Origin of the sequence: Ureibacillus manganicus DSM 26584, from assembly GCF_000772945.1 — a bacterium.
GTDB lineage: Bacteria > Bacillota > Bacilli > Bacillales_A > Planococcaceae > Ureibacillus > Ureibacillus manganicus.
In genome coordinates this window covers 1-16,433 of the sequence record NZ_JPVN01000026.1, presented here as the reverse complement: position 1 = coordinate 16,433, position 16,433 = coordinate 1, and the positions used below count along the sequence as shown (strand labels likewise).

At 37.3% G+C, this 16,433-nt stretch carries 16 protein-coding genes; all 16 read right to left on the bottom strand.

Features of this window, described 5'->3' with window-relative positions; genetic code table 11:
* Positions 1-178 precede the first annotated feature (178 nt).
* Positions 179-946, bottom strand: a complete 768-nt coding sequence (locus tag CD29_RS16235) for a tyrosine-protein phosphatase (protein ID WP_036189206.1) — start codon at positions 944-946, stop codon at positions 179-181.
* A 52-nt stretch (positions 947-998) separates the two neighbouring features.
* Positions 999-1,703, bottom strand: a complete 705-nt coding sequence (locus tag CD29_RS16230; protein ID WP_036189203.1) for a CpsD/CapB family tyrosine-protein kinase — start codon at positions 1,701-1,703, stop codon at positions 999-1,001.
* Positions 1,696-2,460, bottom strand: coding sequence for a YveK family protein (locus CD29_RS16225; protein WP_036189201.1), 765 nt, complete (start codon positions 2,458-2,460; stop codon positions 1,696-1,698). Before CD29_RS16225 ends, CD29_RS16230 begins: the two co-directional genes overlap by 8 nt.
* A 155-nt stretch (positions 2,461-2,615) precedes the next feature.
* Complete coding sequence (locus tag CD29_RS16220) at positions 2,616-3,356, bottom strand: hypothetical protein (protein WP_036189198.1); 741 nt, start codon at positions 3,354-3,356, stop codon at positions 2,616-2,618.
* A 116-nt stretch (positions 3,357-3,472) separates the two neighbouring features.
* The gene (locus CD29_RS19755; RefSeq protein WP_052124211.1) at positions 3,473-5,158 is read right to left on the bottom strand and encodes an S-layer homology domain-containing protein; all 1,686 of its coding nucleotides are present in this window, start codon (positions 5,156-5,158) and stop codon (positions 3,473-3,475) included.
* Positions 5,159-5,449: 291 nt separating this feature from the next.
* The gene (gene rny, locus CD29_RS16210; RefSeq protein WP_036189196.1) at positions 5,450-7,006 is read right to left on the bottom strand and encodes a ribonuclease Y; all 1,557 of its coding nucleotides are present in this window, start codon (positions 7,004-7,006) and stop codon (positions 5,450-5,452) included.
* A gap of 1,354 nt (positions 7,007-8,360) precedes the next feature.
* Entirely contained in the window at positions 8,361-9,182 is an 822-nt protein-coding gene (locus CD29_RS16200) for a sugar phosphate isomerase/epimerase family protein (protein ID WP_036189194.1), read from the bottom strand.
* Between the two features lie 195 nt (positions 9,183-9,377).
* A complete protein-coding gene (recA, locus tag CD29_RS16195; RefSeq protein WP_036189193.1) occupies positions 9,378-10,445 on the bottom strand; it encodes a recombinase RecA in 1,068 nt (355 codons plus the stop codon).
* Between the two features lie 383 nt (positions 10,446-10,828).
* Complete coding sequence (locus CD29_RS16190) at positions 10,829-11,122, bottom strand: hypothetical protein (protein WP_036189192.1); 294 nt, start codon at positions 11,120-11,122, stop codon at positions 10,829-10,831.
* On the bottom strand, positions 11,119-11,295 hold the full coding sequence (locus CD29_RS20345; RefSeq protein ID WP_156111899.1) for a hypothetical protein: 177 nt from the start codon (positions 11,293-11,295) through the stop codon (positions 11,119-11,121). Before CD29_RS20345 ends, CD29_RS16190 begins: the two co-directional genes overlap by 4 nt.
* 232 nt (positions 11,296-11,527) lie before the next feature.
* Positions 11,528-12,781, bottom strand: coding sequence for a competence/damage-inducible protein A (locus CD29_RS16185; protein WP_036189191.1), 1,254 nt, complete (start codon positions 12,779-12,781; stop codon positions 11,528-11,530).
* A gap of 300 nt (positions 12,782-13,081) precedes the next feature.
* The gene (gene pgsA, locus CD29_RS16180) at positions 13,082-13,663 is read right to left on the bottom strand and encodes a CDP-diacylglycerol--glycerol-3-phosphate 3-phosphatidyltransferase (protein ID WP_036189188.1); all 582 of its coding nucleotides are present in this window, start codon (positions 13,661-13,663) and stop codon (positions 13,082-13,084) included.
* A gap of 204 nt (positions 13,664-13,867) precedes the next feature.
* On the bottom strand, positions 13,868-14,773 hold the full coding sequence (locus tag CD29_RS16175) for a helix-turn-helix domain-containing protein (protein ID WP_036189249.1): 906 nt from the start codon (positions 14,771-14,773) through the stop codon (positions 13,868-13,870).
* A gap of 18 nt (positions 14,774-14,791) precedes the next feature.
* Complete coding sequence (locus tag CD29_RS16170) at positions 14,792-15,580, bottom strand: DUF3388 domain-containing protein (protein ID WP_036189185.1); 789 nt, start codon at positions 15,578-15,580, stop codon at positions 14,792-14,794.
* A gap of 336 nt (positions 15,581-15,916) precedes the next feature.
* Positions 15,917-16,174 carry a DUF3243 domain-containing protein gene (locus CD29_RS16165; RefSeq protein WP_036189183.1) on the bottom strand — a complete coding sequence of 86 codons (258 nt, stop codon included), beginning with the start codon at positions 16,172-16,174 and terminating at the stop codon, positions 15,917-15,919.
* The coding region (locus tag CD29_RS20610) for a hypothetical protein (RefSeq protein WP_036189179.1) at positions 16,162-16,433 on the bottom strand (272 nt) is incomplete at its 5' end. The genes CD29_RS16165 and CD29_RS20610, both read right to left, overlap by 13 nt.

Below are 16,433 nucleotides of genomic sequence, written 5' to 3'. Positions count from 1 at the left end.
ACCCCAATACAATAGTTCTATTGTCCATTAGTAAGTTTATACCAATAAAAGGGAAATATCAATATGTTGCTAAAAGAATAGACTTTTTATTTAGTACTATAGTAGTCATCTTAGAGAAAAATAAACTTAATGTCTATAACCTTGTCATTTTCATAGTAAATTTATGAGCAAAAGAGTACTATTTAAAAGGATTCCACCATCTTTTATTAATAACCGTAGTAGGTTCTAATATATCCAAAGGCTTATTTTCAAGTAGGTATATATTATTATTTAAAAATATATCTACATAATCTGACAATTTCTGCTTTGCTAAATAGGATAATCCTTTATCAAACAGGAACGGTCTAGTGCTAATGTTATGTGCATCTGACCCGTACAAATGAACTAGATTTGCTCGCACTAAATCCAATGAAAGTTTTTGGATGGATCGGCCAAAGTGCCCTGAAAGACTTCCAGAAGTAATTTGCGCCACAGCACCATCTCGAATGAGTCGTTCTAAACGTTCAGGTTTTTCTGCAATCCCTTTATTTCTTTCTGGATGTGCGATTACTGGTGTGATCCCTTCTGCTACAAGTGCACGAACTATATTTTTTGTGTAATGTGGAACACTATTAGATGGTAATTCTAATAGTAAATAGTTGGAGTTTGCTAATGTATGAACATATTTATTGAGATATAAATCGACTAATTTATCGTTTAATCGCACTTCATGTCCAGTATGAAGTTTTAGTGGAATTTGACGACGTTCAAGTTCGTCTTGTAATTGTTTCACTTGTTCAATGACAACATGATAAGGAACATCGTATTGCGGATGATAAGAATGGGATGTTGAAATTATTTCTGTAATACCTTCATCGGCTGCTTTTTGTAACATCTCGATTGACTGCTCTAGTGAGCTGGGTCCATCGTCAACGTTATATAAAATATGGCTATGTATATCTATCATTCTTCTCTTTCTCCCTTCTTCGGAAAAAAAAGTAATAGGCACAATGCACCTATTACCCCTCATTTCCATAATATTGATAATAGTAATGATCCTTTTGTAGCGCAAAATTATTCATCACTACTCCAATAACATTTGCTTTTGATTTATCAAGAATATCTTTAGCTTTTGCTACTTCTTCTTTTCCTGTTGCCCCAGAGTTAACAACTAAGATTGTAGCATCACTTTTGTGAGAGATAATTTGAGCATCCGTCACTGATAGTATAGGTGGTGCATCGAGGATGATTAAATCAAAGTCTTGTTTCAACTGTTCTAAAACGAACTCCATCTGATTTGATGCCAATAGTTCTGCAGGATTTGGTGGAATCACACCACTTGGCAATACCCACAATCCTTCAACGTTTGTTTGTTGTATCGCTTCATGAATTTCACATTGCTTCGTAAGTAAGTTTGATAGTCCGTGTGAATTTCTAAGTTTAAAAGTATAATGCGCCGTTGGTTTACGCATATCCGCGTCTATCAATAGTACACGTTTGCCTTCTTGTGAGAAAACTCCTGCAATGTTAGCTGAAGTTGTTGATTTCCCTTCACTTGGGCCAGATGATGTAACTAGTAATGTTTTTAAATCTTGATCTGGCATGGAAAACTTAATATTTGTTCGGATGGAACGATATTGTTCTGATATATATGATTTTGGAGCTGCTTGAACAATTAGCTTTCTAGCCATAGCATTTCCAATTTTATTTTTCTTTTTAAACATGTATACCCTTACCTTCCTCTTGCCCCTCTGTCACCTTACTTTTTCGGTTTTTACTTGAGGGATCGGTAGTTGTATAATCCTCAGGAATCGGACTGACTAATCCTAAGATTGGTAAACCTAAAATGTCTTCAACGTCTTGCTCTGTTTTCATTGTAGTGTCTAAGTATTCAAGTAAGAATGCTAGTCCTACACCAATCATTAAACCAATTACCATAGCAATGGCAATGTTCATCATTTTGTTTGGTTTTACTGGGCTAGGATTTTCGCTTAAGACTGCTGGAGATAATATATTTACATTATCAGCATTCATTAGTACCGGAATTTCTTCTTTAAATACTGTCGCTACAGTGTTTGCAATGTCAACAGCGAATGCTGGGTTTTCATCTTGTACAGTAATGTTGACAACTTGTGAATTATTTGCATTTGTAACTGAAATTTTATTAGTTAATGCTGTTGGTGTTGTATCTAAATCAAGGTTTTCAATAACTTTCGCCAAAATGGCTGGACTTTTAATAATAACGTTATAAGTATTAATCAGCTGTAAGTTTGTTTGAATATCTGACTGTTGAATCGTTTGCTGATCTTGTTTTTGTTGGTTTACAAGAATTTGTGTCGAACCTTGGTAAATCGGTGTTAAGAAAAAGAAACTAATAATTCCTGCAATTAGCATAGCACCTACTATAATGCTTAAAATTAGTAAAATTCTTTTCTTAAGGACTTTAAATATATCTTGTAAGCTAATTGTTTCTTCGTGCACAGGTGTTCATCTCCCCCTATATAGCTGTAACAATTATAACTGATAGTAATAGGTTTGTCTTCGCTTTATATGAATTTCATAAATTTTACATACAATTTTAATAGAGTTTATGATAATTATCGACAAGTTAACAGAGATGTATCATGATGTCGATTTTATAGCATTTCAAGGGCTTTGTTATATAAATTACTTCTACGAGCTTCTTTTGTAGCTTCGTATTCAGTTCTTAAACTATTTACGTGGTCTTTACTAAAACCATTATTCACTAGTTCGTTTTCAACAACACTAATAATACTATTAAATGCAGCATCAGTACTTTGTTCTAATGCATCTGCTGCTCCTAAGTATTTATTGTAAAAATAACCGAAACTGATGCTTTCACCGTTCGATTTCTTTGCTACGTATTCGTTTTTCGCCTGTTGAACTAGCCCATTAATTTTTGTATTTGCTTGTGATTCTAATGCTTGGATTGCAGGCATGTACTTTTGTTTAATGGATGCAACAGTTGGTTTTTCTGGTTTTGGTTTGCTTGTTGCTGGGGTACCAGAGTTGTTATTGTTGTTTGTTGCTTGGTCACGGCCAGTTGAAGATTCAGTATCTGTTTCTGTTTGAGTACTTGTTTCTGTATCAGATTCTTCTGCTACTGTTTCAGTAGTACCTTTTTCTTCAACAATATTACCTTCCTTGTCAATGATCATTTTGTTCCCATCAGGAAGATCAATTACATAGTTTTCTTCAATGATTTCGTCTACTACTGGGTCGGCAACATCATATTGTTTAATTTTAAATTCGTACAAGACGTAACCAGCAAACCCTAAAATAATTACCAATAACCCGCTTAGTATGTATAGCCATATTCTCTTTTTCTTCTTTTTTGGTTTCGTTTGTTGGTCCATATATGAAGCTCCTTTTCCTGCATTACTAGAACTTACCAAATTCCCCTTAACACTCAAATTCCCCAGAACACCCGTGTTCTGGGGAAAGGATTGAGCTAACTATTAATATACATCAATTATTTTTCATTAACAATTTTGAATTTGTAAGTAAGTGATGAATATGATTTGAAGTTAAATGTAATTTGTGTTTCTTTACCAACTAACTGAAGGATAGTAGTAGCACCATCTCTATTATCAGCTACGAAATCTTCTAATGCTTCTACCATAACAGCTTTTTTAGTTGGATCTGATTCAGCTTCTATGATTTCAGCAACAGTATACTCTACGCCGTCAAAAGAAATAGATTTTAAATTATCATATACTGCACCAATACCAGTAAGTTTGTCATTTGTAAGAATAGTAGTTAATTTATTTGATTGATCATCAATTGCTTCTAATTTAGTTCTTACATCACTAATAGCAATATCAGTAATTACTTCAAATTTAATAGTGTCATCTCCAGGAGTGTATGTTGTTTCAACAACTCCTTCAAGATGTGTTTTATATTCATCTAAACCAACTGAAATAAGTTGATCAACAGTTGATTTAATTGAAGCTGGTGGTGGTGTAGATGGTCCAGGAGTTGGTGTTGGATTTTCTGGTTTTACTTCTTCACCTTTATCATTTTCTACAGGAATGTTTTTAATAGCTTCTTTTACTTCTTCATAGTTAGAAATAACGTCTTCTACTTTTTGACCTGCAGGAATTACGATTTTGTCAATTTTAGTAGTTGCGTCTAATTTTAAATTAGTTTTGCCAACTAAAGCGATTTCTTTCGCAGTTACGCCTGTTAATTCAACAGTTAAACCTGCAGCAACTGAAATTTTGTCAGCTACTACGTTTTTCACTACTACGTTTGAACCGTTAACTTTTACGTTTGGAATTGCATAGCCTTTGGCATCAAATGCAGCACCACTAGCAACGATTGTTAAAGCAGCAACTTTTACTTTTTCAGTAGCAGCAACTGTGTTTGCAGAAGCAAATGCAGTTCCAACAGCTTCTAATTTAACTTTCGCACCTTTTAATGCTGCAGCGTTGTCAGCGTTAAATACTTTTGCTAAGTCTGCATCGATATCGTAAGTGCCTTTAGTTGTTACTAATTTACCGTCTTTAATGTCAACTACGATTTCACCAGTTACAGCTCCACCTTTAACAGTGAATGTAGCAAGTTGACCACGTTTAACTGGATCATTTACACCGTATTTCGTAGCAGAAACACCAACAGTTACTCCGTTTTTATAAAGTGTTGAGATGAATTTCTCATAGAAATTACCTTTTGTATCTGTAAATGGTAAGTTTTCAGCTTGTCCTTCTAATTCGAAAGCTTTTTGAAGGATTACGGCCATTTCACCTCTTTTTAAAGTGTCTTTTACGCCGTATGTACCATTGCCATAACCAGAGATAATTTTGTTGTTAGCTAGAGCAGCTACAGCACCATAGTAGTAGTCACTTTTTTCAACGTCTTTGAATCCAGGATCAGTTACATTTTTAGTATCTAAACCTAAAACGTTAGCGATGAAGATCGCAGCATCAGCACGAGTTACAGAGTTTTCTGCTTTAAATGTGCCATCTGGGAATCCATTAAGTACACCACGGTCTACTAAACTCATAATATCGTTATAGTGAACGTAGTCAGTTTTTAAATCTTTGAAAGCTGGAGTTGCTGCTTGTGCTTCAGCTGGAGCTAAAGCTACAACAGAACTTGCTACTACTGCGCCTGCAATAGCAACGTTGAATAAATTCTTCTTTGTTTGCTTTTTCATAATTTACAATTCCTCCTAGTATCATAATTGCATAATTGTAAAATTATCCCTAACGTACTTTATCTTAGCATAATAGCTCTTGGAAAACTATCTTTTTATTAATTTCAAAGAATTTTGCTAAAAATGCTAAAAAAACAACATCTGCAATGTTTTACTTCATCGATTATCTCATTTTTTATCATTTTGTGAAACTACTAGTTTGTTAAGATTTACTTCGATTTGTGTCTAATCTTCTACAAAAGGAAAACCCTTTCCAGTTTTTACACTGAAAAGGGTGTTAGGATTTATTTTCTATTTTGCATATTCAACTGCACGTGTTTCACGAATGACTGTCACTTTGATGTGACCTGGGTAATCCAGTTCTTCTTCAATACGTTTACGAATGTCACGTGCTAGGCGATGTGATGCGAGATCGTCAATTTTTTCTGGTTGTACGATAATTCGTATTTCGCGGCCCGCTTGAATCGCGTAAGATTTTTCCACGCCTTCATAGGACTCTGAAATTTCTTCAAGTTTTTGCAGTCGGCGAATGTAGTTTTCAAGTGTTTCACTACGTGCACCTGGTCTTGCGGCTGATAATGCGTCAGCTGCTGCAACGATGACAGAGATAACAGATGTTGGTTCTGTGTCACCATGGTGAGATGCGATACTGTTAATGACAACTGGGTGCTCTTTGTACTTCGTAGCAAGTTCGACACCAATTTCTACGTGGCTTCCTTCTACTTCGTGGTCAATCGCTTTCCCAATATCGTGTAGTAATCCTGCGCGTTTTGCTAAGGTTACATCTTCACCTAATTCTGCTGCAAGAAGTCCTGCCAAGTGTGCCACTTCAATCGAGTGTTTTAACACGTTTTGGCCATAGCTTGTACGATATTTCATACGACCTAAGATCTTCATTAAATCTGGATGTAAGTTGTGAATGCCTACTTCGAATGTTGTTTGTTCACCTGTTTCACGGATTTGTTCATCCATTTCACGACGAGATTTTTCCACCATTTCCTCGATACGAGCTGGGTGGATACGACCATCTTGTACTAGTTTTTCAAGAGCAAGACGTGCTGTTTCACGGCGGATTGGGTCAAATCCTGAAAGTATTACTGCTTCTGGTGTGTCATCGATGATAAGGTCGATACCAGTCAGTGTTTCAAGTGTACGAATGTTACGACCTTCACGACCAATGATACGGCCTTTCATCTCGTCATTCGGTAGGTTTACAACAGATACCGTTGTTTCAGCAACGTGATCGGCTGCAAATCGTTGTAGGGCAAGTGATAAAATTTCTCGTGCTTTTTTGTCAGAATCTTCTTTGGCACGTGTTTCTGCTTCTTTTGTCATCACGGCGATATCTGTTGAAAGTTCTTTTTCAACTTCTTTAATGATGAGGTCTTTTGCTTCATCACGTGTTAAAGCTGCAATGCGCTCAAGCTCAGTCTTCTGCGCGCTCACGAGCTCCTCCACTTTACTTTCCATCTGTTCAATATGCTGTTGTCTTTCGGCTAGAGTTTCCTCTTTCCGCTCTAAGCTCGATTCTCTCTTATTCAGAGCATCATCCTTGCGATCAAGATTTTCTTCTCTTTGCAATAACCGGTTTTCTTGTTTCTGAAGCTCGTTCCGGCGTTCACGGATGTCCTTTTCTGCTTCAGTACGAAGTCTGTGAGTTTCATCTTTTGCTTCTAGTAGTGCTTCTTTTTTCAGCGTTTCCGCATCTCGCTTAGCTTCATCCACGATGAGGCTAGCTGTGTGTTTCGCACCATTCACTTTTGATTCATTCACTTTTTTCATATACAAATAGATAACAGCGGCACCGACGATGAATCCAAGCAAAGCGGAGATAATTTGTTCAACCATTTGAACACCTCCATTTGCTATTTTCATTTCATTTTCAGTCGGCTATATGTGATATTACGATACGTTGGGATCTTTCCGGTCATTGTGCTGTTTTGGCTTGCGGCTGGTTGAGCCGGGGTGGCCAAAACGGGCTGGGCCGGAGCGATTTAGTTTTGGATCGAATTTGATTTTTGTGAATCAGATCTCCTCTTGGTGTATCGCCAATCGGAGTGAGACAATCCTCTCGAATGCAAATCAACATACTGCCTATTTCATTTCAAAATTTAGAAATTATACAACTTTAATTGTAAAGCTCCACTTTTGGTCTGTCAAGGATTGCTACAGCTAGCGTTTCCTACTATTTTTGTAATTTGGGACGCTCGCAACACCCCTTGCAAAAAATTATTGACGAGGATACACTAAATTATTCCTATTCAGTAGTATTATTGTTGGATTTGGAGGGATTTGTGGGGTGGTGGGTGGTGTTCGTAGGTACGGGATACGGGTGAATTATTATCTCGTACTAGTACGCTACGGGATAGTACTCAAGAGATTTGAAGTCTTGAAGATGTGCGTGCTTAGGGTATTAGAAAAAAATGATAAGTTATTAGAAATAACACGAGGGTTATTAGAAAAATCAGGGAGTTATTAGAAAACATGCGTTTAGTTGTTCCCTGCGCTGTAGATATTAGAAAAAATTGACTAGTCATTAGAAAAAACACGGGGTTATTAGAAAAAATCGGGGAGTTATTAGAAAACATGCGTTTAGTTGTTCCCTGCGCTGTAGATATTAGAAAAAATTGACTAGTTATTAGAAAAAATTGACTAGTTATTAGAAAAAACATGGGGGTTATTAGAAAAAATCAGGGAGTTATTAGAAAACATGCGTTTAGTTGATCCCTGCGCTGTAGATATTAGAAAAAATTGACTAGTTATTAGAAAAAACATGGGGGTTATTAGAAAAAATCGGGGAGTTATTAGAAAACATGCGTTTAGTTGTTCCCTGCGCTGTAGATATTAGAAAAAATTGACTAGTTATTAGAAAAAATTGACTAGTTATTAGAAAAAACATGGGGGTTATTAGAAAAAATCAGGGAGTTATTAGAAAACATGCGTTTAGTTGATCCCTGCGCTGTAGATATTAGAAAAAATTGACTAGTTATTAGAAAAAACATGGGGGTTATTAGAAAAAATCGGGGAGTTATTAGAAAACATACCGTAATATAGATCCTTTTGCAGCTCTATGTGACTTTTTTCTATTAAAACCATCCCGTTTGGGCACATAGAAACCCTCTATGTTACTTTTCTCCATTAAAACCATCCCACTCGGGCATATAGGAGATCTCTATGTGCTCGAATCGAACTGCACGAACACTCACTTGTCACATAGCAATCCCCTAAACACACGATGACTCTCCACCATCTCCCAACAATCCTCGTTATCCCCTAACATAATCTCGTAAATATAATCTTTTTCAAGGATGAACGGAAGAATGCGGCGAAAATCGATCTCGCCCTGGCCGATCATCAATGAATCATGTGTTTTCCCCATACTATCAACCACATGATAGTAGCAGATTTGATTCTGCAATAATTCTATCGTTTTGAAAAGTGATTCATTATCTCCGTTCATGCTAATAAAGCCGTGACTCACATCAAAACAAAGTTTTAATGGAGTATCTACTATTAAATTTGCGAGAGCAAAATCATTTCGAAACGCCCCCACTCCCCTAATTCCGTTCTCCCAGAGAATACGACCTTTTCCATAACGCTCATCATAGGCAATCGTTCGTGCAATTGTTTGAATCAGACTTTTTTTATCTGGAACTTCTTGTTCAACAACCAATTGATTATTTTGCAACATCCCATAATTCCAATGCACAACTACATAGCAATCAAATCGTTCGCATATATCTACTAGAATGCGGGTACTCAATTTGAAAAAATCCGCAGCAATCGAATTTTCATCATTGATGTGTAGCCACTTTCCCTGGATCGCCATGGGATGATGCAGATATACGCGCACCCCATGTTCCTTTAATTTAGCAATAGAGGATTCGAGATGTTTTAATCGCGCCCCAAACAAATCATCTTCTACCAAATGAAATTCATAGATTTCAATACCCTCTTGAGATAAACGATTCTCAATTTGCTTCGGATCGGATGAACCCTTCAAACCTAATTTGAATGATTTCATTTTCCCACTCCTTTTAGTTTTCTTGAAATCTTCTATTCTATTTATTTCAAGATTGATGGCTTTAGTTATCTGTATATTGATCTTATCGTTCTCATTGTACGTTTAGGACGACTTCTACATATGTTAATTTTCTGTAAAATTGTGTTTTTGAGCAAAAGAAAACCCATCCTCTACGCGAGAATGGGTTTGATAGTATTATTCTTCCTCTAACAATAATGCTAATTCTTCTGGCATTGCTTCATCTTCTTCGTCATGTGCAGCAATTGTGTAAGAGCCTGCTGCCATACCAAGAGATTCACGAATTTTGCCTTCGACTTCTTTTTGGATTACTGGGTTTTCTTTTAGGAATTGTTTTGCGTTTTCACGACCTTGGCCGATACGTTCGTCCCCGTAAGAATACCAAGAACCGCTTTTTTGAATGATATCAAATTCAGCACCAATATCAACGATTTCCCCAACTTTAGAAATCCCTTCACCGTACATGATGTCAACTTCTGCTGTACGGAATGGAGGAGCTACTTTGTTTTTTACAACTTTAATTTTTGTTTTGTTCCCTACCATGTCACTACCTTGTTTAATTGTTTCAGCACGACGAACTTCTAAACGAACAGAAGAATAGAATTTTAACGCGCGTCCACCAGGAGTTGTTTCAGGGTTACCGAACATTACACCAATTTTTTCACGAACTTGGTTGATAAAGATCGCTAGTGTGTTTGACTTATTAATAACACCGCCAAGTTTACGTAAAGCTTGAGACATTAAACGAGCTTGTAGACCCATGTGAGAGTCTCCCATTTCGCCTTCGATTTCAGCTTTTGGAACTAATGCAGCAACAGAGTCAACAACGATTACGTCAATCGCACCACTACGTACTAATGCTTCTGCGATTTCTAATGCTTGCTCACCAGTATCTGGTTGAGATAGGATTAATTCATCAATATTTACGCCTAATTTTTGTGCATATAACGGATCTAGCGCGTGCTCAGCATCGATGAAAGCTGCTTGTCCACCAGCTTTTTGTGCTTCAGCAATTGCGTGAAGAGCTACTGTTGTTTTACCAGAAGATTCTGGTCCGTAAACTTCAATAATTCTTCCTTTTGGATATCCGCCAACACCAAGTGCAGCATCAAGTGCTAATGAACCACTAGAGATTGTTTCGATTTGAAGGTCTGTTTTTTCTCCCAGTTTCATGACAGAACCTTTACCGAATTGCTTTTCAATTTGTTTTAACGCCATATCTAAGGCCGCTTTACGATCGCTCAAAAAATTTCCTCCTTAATAGTAAATCAGTCTGTTTTTCTTATGTCTCTACTATACTTCTTTTTTGAGAAACTTTCAAGAAAAAACCGAACATATTTTCGATTTATGGGCAAAATAATTTTTTGAGTAGCAAAAACCTGAAGAAATTCAACAATTGAACCATTTAGAAAGTAGTAGTACTTGTTCGACTAGAAGTGCTAGAAATACCAATAAGCATCATTTATGTATAGTTCTTAAATTTACATCGGTAAGAATGTAAAGTCTATTTACCTAAGCGTTTTTTAATGTTGTATAGATACAATTTGGTAATTCATTACCGTTTTCATCATAAATTTTTGGAAGATATCGATGACCAAAACCTAAAACTTCTACTAATCTGTTTATCCTTAAAATCTATGAGCAAGTCTCATATCTTCCTCTTGAGGTTTAACTGTTTGGCCTGGGCTAGAAAAGTGATAAGATTTGTATTCTTTCAAACTGTATTCTAATTGTTCACCTAGCGAAGGATTATCTACTATTTTTTCCATCACATTAATGATTTCCTGAACTACCATATCAAATCTATCTCTGTAGACATAATAAAGAGCTAAGACGTCCAATTTTAAGTACATTGGTTCCATCCTAACTCCTTCAACTGCTGAAATTCTATCAATAGCATTTTCCAATTGTTTCACTGTCATTTGTCTTCCAATTCCTCCAGCCCAAATAACTTCATATATTCTTCCAGGTCTTTTTTAGCCTCATTTGCAAGTTCTTTTCCACCTAAAAGTCTACGATCTGAATCCAAAGCACGTTTAATAAAAACTTCTTCAATTTCCTTGTCAGTATGCTTCAAAAGTGTTTCTGTTGCCATATCTTTTTCCTCCCTGTTATTGCTACTTTCCACTCCTAACACCCCCATTTCACTATATATTGGTAGATTTGTATAATTGTTTATATGAAACAACATTTCCAAGTATGAAAAATCCTAAACAGCAAATAGATTAAAAAACAAAAACATTACACATTTATAGTATGTAATGTTTTGAAAATAAGTATTTCAATTATTATATATAGCTCCTAACCCTGGAAAGAGACAAATGTTATTAAACCCTCTTATACCCCTTCTCCGCAAGCAACCTCATCAAATAACTACACGCATACTTCACCGCGCGAAGACGATTTGTGTTGCGCATGCCGGAAAGTTCGAGTTTGCGAGTAACGGGTTCATCGTCACCTATAGCAAAGCCGATCCAGATTGTTCCTGCAGGTTGACCATCATGTGGATCCGGTCCTGCAGCTCCAGTTAGCCCGATGCCGATATCCGTGCCCATGATTTTGCGCGCATTGGCTGCCATTGCACCCGCGCATTCGCTACTAACGACTCCGTGTTGGTCAAGCAATTCTTGGGAGATGTCTAATTGATTCACCTTCGCTTGTTCAGTGTACGTTACAAATCCTCCAACTAGTGCAGCACTTACCCTAGGCACTTCCGCTAATTCCGATTGGAAAAGACCCGCCGTTAAACTTTCAGCAGCAGATATTGTTAGTTTGTTGTGCAGGAGCATTTCCACCGTTTTTGAAGTTAATGAATCATCATCCACGCCATATTGATATTTTCCTACGATAGCTTGTATTTCTGCCTTTTTCGCATAGATTAGTTTCCATGCCTCATGTTCTGTTTGTGCTTTTGCTGTAATTCTTAGCGTCACTTCACCGTCAGAAGCAAGCGGCGCGACAGTTGGATTGGTTTGATTATCTAAAATGTCTTGAATTTGCACTTCAAGCTCCGCCTCGCCAATGCCGTAAAAACGCAGGACATGTGAAACAATCATCTCACCACTCACTTTTTTCGCGAGAAGTGGCTTTGCTTCAAACTGGAACATTGGCTCAATTTCTTTTGGAGGGCCTGGTAGCAAAATGTAGGTGCGATCATTTTTCTCTAACAGCATTCCTGGTGCCATCCCGTTATGATTGGCAAGGACTTTACACCCTTCTAGTACGAGGGCTTGTTTTTTATTATTCTCTGTCATCGTACGCCCGCGCTTCGAGAAGAATTCTTCTATATATGTGAGGGCAATTTGGTCGAAAACTAACGGCACTTCTAGGTGAGCTGCAATCGTTTCTTTCGTTAAATCATCTTTTGTCGGGCCGAGTCCACCAGAGAAAATGATGAGGTCCGCTCGTTCTTCTGCGATTTTGATTGCCTCTTTTAGACGGCCGCCATTATCCCCCACCACTGTGTGAAAATAAACATTGATGCCTAATTCAGAAAGCTGACTCGAAATAAATTTCGCGTTCGTATTGGCAATTTGCCCTAACAATAACTCAGATCCCACCGCTATAATTTCTGCATTCATCTCTGGTCCCTCGATTCTATTGGAATTATTTATTTTTATTATAACTGATTGTTAGGTGTTATACAGTTTTGAATTGGGGTCGGAATCCCGAAGTTTTTGGTGGGATTCCCGACTTTTTGATTGATAATCCCGAAGTTTTTGGCGGATTCCCGACTTTTTGATCCAGAATCCCGAAGTTTACTGATAATCCCGACATTTCAGGCGAGATTTCCGACAGTTCAGCTGAGAAATCCGACTTTTTCTTTGAGAAATCCGACATCTATTAAAAAAACGGGATTTCCACTGAAATCCCGCGCAACATTATTTCGAATTCACAAATATTTTGCGGTTCGCCCAGAAGTAATCCCAACCAGACCAAACCGTAAAGATTAAGGCAATATAAAGCATAATCATATCAAATGGGATGCCGAACATCACGAAGATTGCGTTATGTAAAAGCAATAATGAAATCGCGACGATTTGCGCCCATGTTTTGATTTTCCCCAAATTACTTGCAGCGACAACTTCGCCACCTTCAGCTGCGAGAATTGCACGTAAACCAGTAACCGCAAACTCACGGCTGATAATCACAATAATGATCCAACTTGGTGCGTATCCAAGCTCAACTAAAACGATGAAAGCCGCAGACACTAGAAGTTTATCCGCTAAAGGATCTAGGAATTTCCCTAAGTTTGTCACAAGGTTGTATTTTCTTGCGAAGTGGCCGTCGATCCAGTCTGTACATGAAGCAATGATGAAAATTAATGCTCCAACAAAATGCTCCAGCGGCATCTCTGCACCAAATAGCGTCATATTGCCCCATCCAAAGTCGTTAATCATAACGATAACAAAGATCGGGATTAAAATAATCCGTGAGACCGTTATTTTATTTGGTAAATTCATTCATAAAAACACCTTTCATTTTGAAAGAAAAGCGGCTGTCCAGAAAGAATTTTCTGCACAGCCTTTCTTCTTTATCCTCGAATTGTTATGGTGACAGCTTGTGACAGCCGCCGCTCATCTCAATTCATTTTATTATTCTGTATGATATTAAATCAAATTTTTTAGCTTTTTATCGACAGTTCAGAACTATTTTCTACGCCATATCTACTCAGCCTGTTCTTCACCGAACTGGATAATAATATTTTGAGTGCTTTTTCCTCGGTCTTGAGGGTTTTGAGTATAGACAAGTTCTTCGTCATTTACAAAGACTTTCGCATTTCTTGCATCACCTAGGCGAATGCGGGCATAAGTGTTTGCCGTTGCATCAAATAGGACTTCTTCACCTGATTTGTAAACACGATCCGGTATTTGCTCACTGCCACCACGATCACGAATACCTACCCACGTATCACCTGAAATTACAATGCGTAAGTTCATTGTCTCGCTACCAGTAAGATCGTAAATTGTTGTAACTCCATCAGCCTGAACTGCACCTGGAGAAATCGTTTGTGTCACAACCGGTTCTTCTTCAACTGGCTCAACAGGTTCTTCATCTTCAGTTGCTTCTTCATCTGTCCCAGTTCCAGTTGTTCCGCCATTCGAATTTTCTTGCGGAGTCGGTTTTTGATCGTACTCAAATTGTGTTTCTTCGTCTGGCCCGCCTTCTGGTGTGTTTTGAACCTTTTGAGAATAAAGGAACCAGATCACCGCAACAATTACGATAATAAATAATGCCACTATAATTTTTGGTGCTGTTTCCATCATTCGTCCTGTGGATCTTGAAGTCCTACGGGATGGAGTATAGGGAACGGATTGCGTCACTTCATTCGGTTGCGTGGTCGGAACTTCATTCCTATATTGTTCTAATAATTCTTCTGATTTTAAACCTACTGCTTCTGCATACTGTTTAATAAATGCACGAACGTAAAAAGTACCTGGCATTATTGAATAGTTGCCTTCTTCAATTCCAACCAAATATCTTTTCTGAATTTTTGTTATCTCCTGTAAATCATCTAAGCTGTACCCTTTAGATAACCTCGCTTCTTTCAGTCGAGTACCGAGTTCAGTCACTGTTAACACCTACTTTTTCTAAAAATTAAATCCTCCAAAAAGGTCGTTTTGCGACATCATTTGATTTTTTTCAAGGATGTCATAAGAAATTACTTCGTTCGGGTCATGTCGTAACTCAATGATATAATCAAAATCCTCAATTTTATATTCTGATGATTGTACAAATACATCTGGATGTTCGATTACTTTGATGACTGGCAAATTCATAATTTCACGAACAAGTCGTAAGTGGCCTTCGTCATTTGTTCGTCTTGTGACTGCCCCATCAAGAATAAAAATATTATTGTCACTAAATTCGTCGCCAATCAACCGATTTCTTAGTGTTTGCTTAATCATCGTGGATGATAAGAAAATCCATTTTTTGTTAGCACAAACACTTGCTGCGACGACCGACTCTGTCTTACCAACCCTAGGCATTCCACGGATTCCAATCAGTTTGTGACCTTCCATTTTAAATAACTCTGCCATAAAGTCAACTAAAATCCCAAGTTCTGTACGCAAGAATCTGAACGTATTTTTTTCATCCACATCTCTTGGAATGTAGTGCCCATGCCTTACAGCTAGCCGATCACGGATTTTAGGTTGGCGGAATTTCGTCACAACAATGTTTTCCATCGTGGATACAATCGAAATAAATCGTTCTATGGAATCATCATTTTCAGCATTTAAAAGCATTCCACGACGACCTTCATCGACACCATTGATGGACACAATATTGACTCTGAGCATTCCCAGCAGTGATGCAATATCACCTAACAATCCTGGACGATTCACTTGAATCTCATATTCAAAATACCATTCACTCATAAAGAAATCGTCCCCTTACTATTGAAACGAATAATTATATTAATAGTTTCATCATAGCGGATTTTCTATGTATTGAAAAGTTACAAAACCAGATAATTCTTCCAAATTAAGAAATTCTAATTTTCAAAAAAAGAATGATATAGTTATAAATTAGAGATTTGAAAAAGAAAAGGAGGACGAGCCTCCTTTCGATTGATTAAAACATATGAGGCCTCACTAAAATAGTGAGTAAGGTTTGAATAAAACTTTTGTGGCAATTGCCGCTAATTTAAGGTGTTTCAACGATCAACTTCAACCCACACCTAGTTGTAAATACGAATTGAAGTCATGTTGAAATTATTGTACGCGTTTGCTATTTACAAGTTTAATGATACAGTTTGCCATGGCATGTTTTTCATCGTGAGAAGCAACACCCCATAGATCGGCAAGTACGCGTTCTTGTTCGTTTTTAGGATCAACGTTTTTTGCTAGGTAGTCTCCAATTTGAACTGCTGTTTCTTCAATTACTTTTTTAGACATACCTGTATTTTCTGCATTATCAACTTGGTTACCTAAAAACGATGTCCAACGGTCCCAGTTTTCTAATAAGCCCATTTTTCTCTCCTCCTTTGCACAATTAGTATGAACAAATTTGGATTTAATATGTACAGATCGATACGTGATTCGGGAGAGAAATTTGTTTTTTTGTTGATTGGATTTGGTGGTGCTTTCTTAGCTAGGCTTGCGTTCAAGGAGTTTGGTTTGTTGGCGATTATTCCATAGATTTTGGCTATTAACTCGGGTATTTTGGCGATTAATTCAGTCGTTCTGGCGATTATTTGCTTTTTGGATGCATGTGATCCGGCTTTTGGCG

Excerpts from the sequence above, each read along its gene's own strand:
- CD29_RS16170 (WP_036189185.1), bottom strand. The coding sequence starts at position 15,580 with ATGAGTGAATGGTATTTTGAATATGAGATTCAAGTGAATCGTCCAGGA.
- CD29_RS16165 (WP_036189183.1), bottom strand. The coding sequence starts at position 16,174 with ATGGGCTTATTAGAAAACTGGGACCGTTGGACATCGTTTTTAGGTAAC.
- CD29_RS19755 (WP_052124211.1), bottom strand. The coding sequence starts at position 5,158 with ATGAAAAAGCAAACAAAGAAGAATTTATTCAACGTTGCTATTGCAGGC.
- CD29_RS16235 (WP_036189206.1), bottom strand. The coding sequence starts at position 946 with ATGATAGATATACATAGCCATATTTTATATAACGTTGACGATGGACCC.
- CD29_RS16190 (WP_036189192.1), bottom strand. The coding sequence starts at position 11,122 with ATGACAGTGAAACAATTGGAAAATGCTATTGATAGAATTTCAGCAGTT.
- rny (WP_036189196.1), bottom strand. The coding sequence starts at position 7,006 with ATGGTTGAACAAATTATCTCCGCTTTGCTTGGATTCATCGTCGGTGCC.
- pgsA (WP_036189188.1), bottom strand. The coding sequence starts at position 13,663 with ATGAATTTACCAAATAAAATAACGGTCTCACGGATTATTTTAATCCCG.
- CD29_RS16185 (WP_036189191.1), bottom strand. The coding sequence starts at position 12,781 with ATGAATGCAGAAATTATAGCGGTGGGATCTGAGTTATTGTTAGGGCAA.
- CD29_RS16220 (WP_036189198.1), bottom strand. The coding sequence starts at position 3,356 with ATGGACCAACAAACGAAACCAAAAAAGAAGAAAAAGAGAATATGGCTA.
- CD29_RS16200 (WP_036189194.1), bottom strand. The coding sequence starts at position 9,182 with ATGAAATCATTCAAATTAGGTTTGAAGGGTTCATCCGATCCGAAGCAA.
- CD29_RS16230 (WP_036189203.1), bottom strand. The coding sequence starts at position 1,703 with ATGTTTAAAAAGAAAAATAAAATTGGAAATGCTATGGCTAGAAAGCTA.
- CD29_RS20345 (WP_156111899.1), bottom strand. The coding sequence starts at position 11,295 with ATGGCAACAGAAACACTTTTGAAGCATACTGACAAGGAAATTGAAGAA.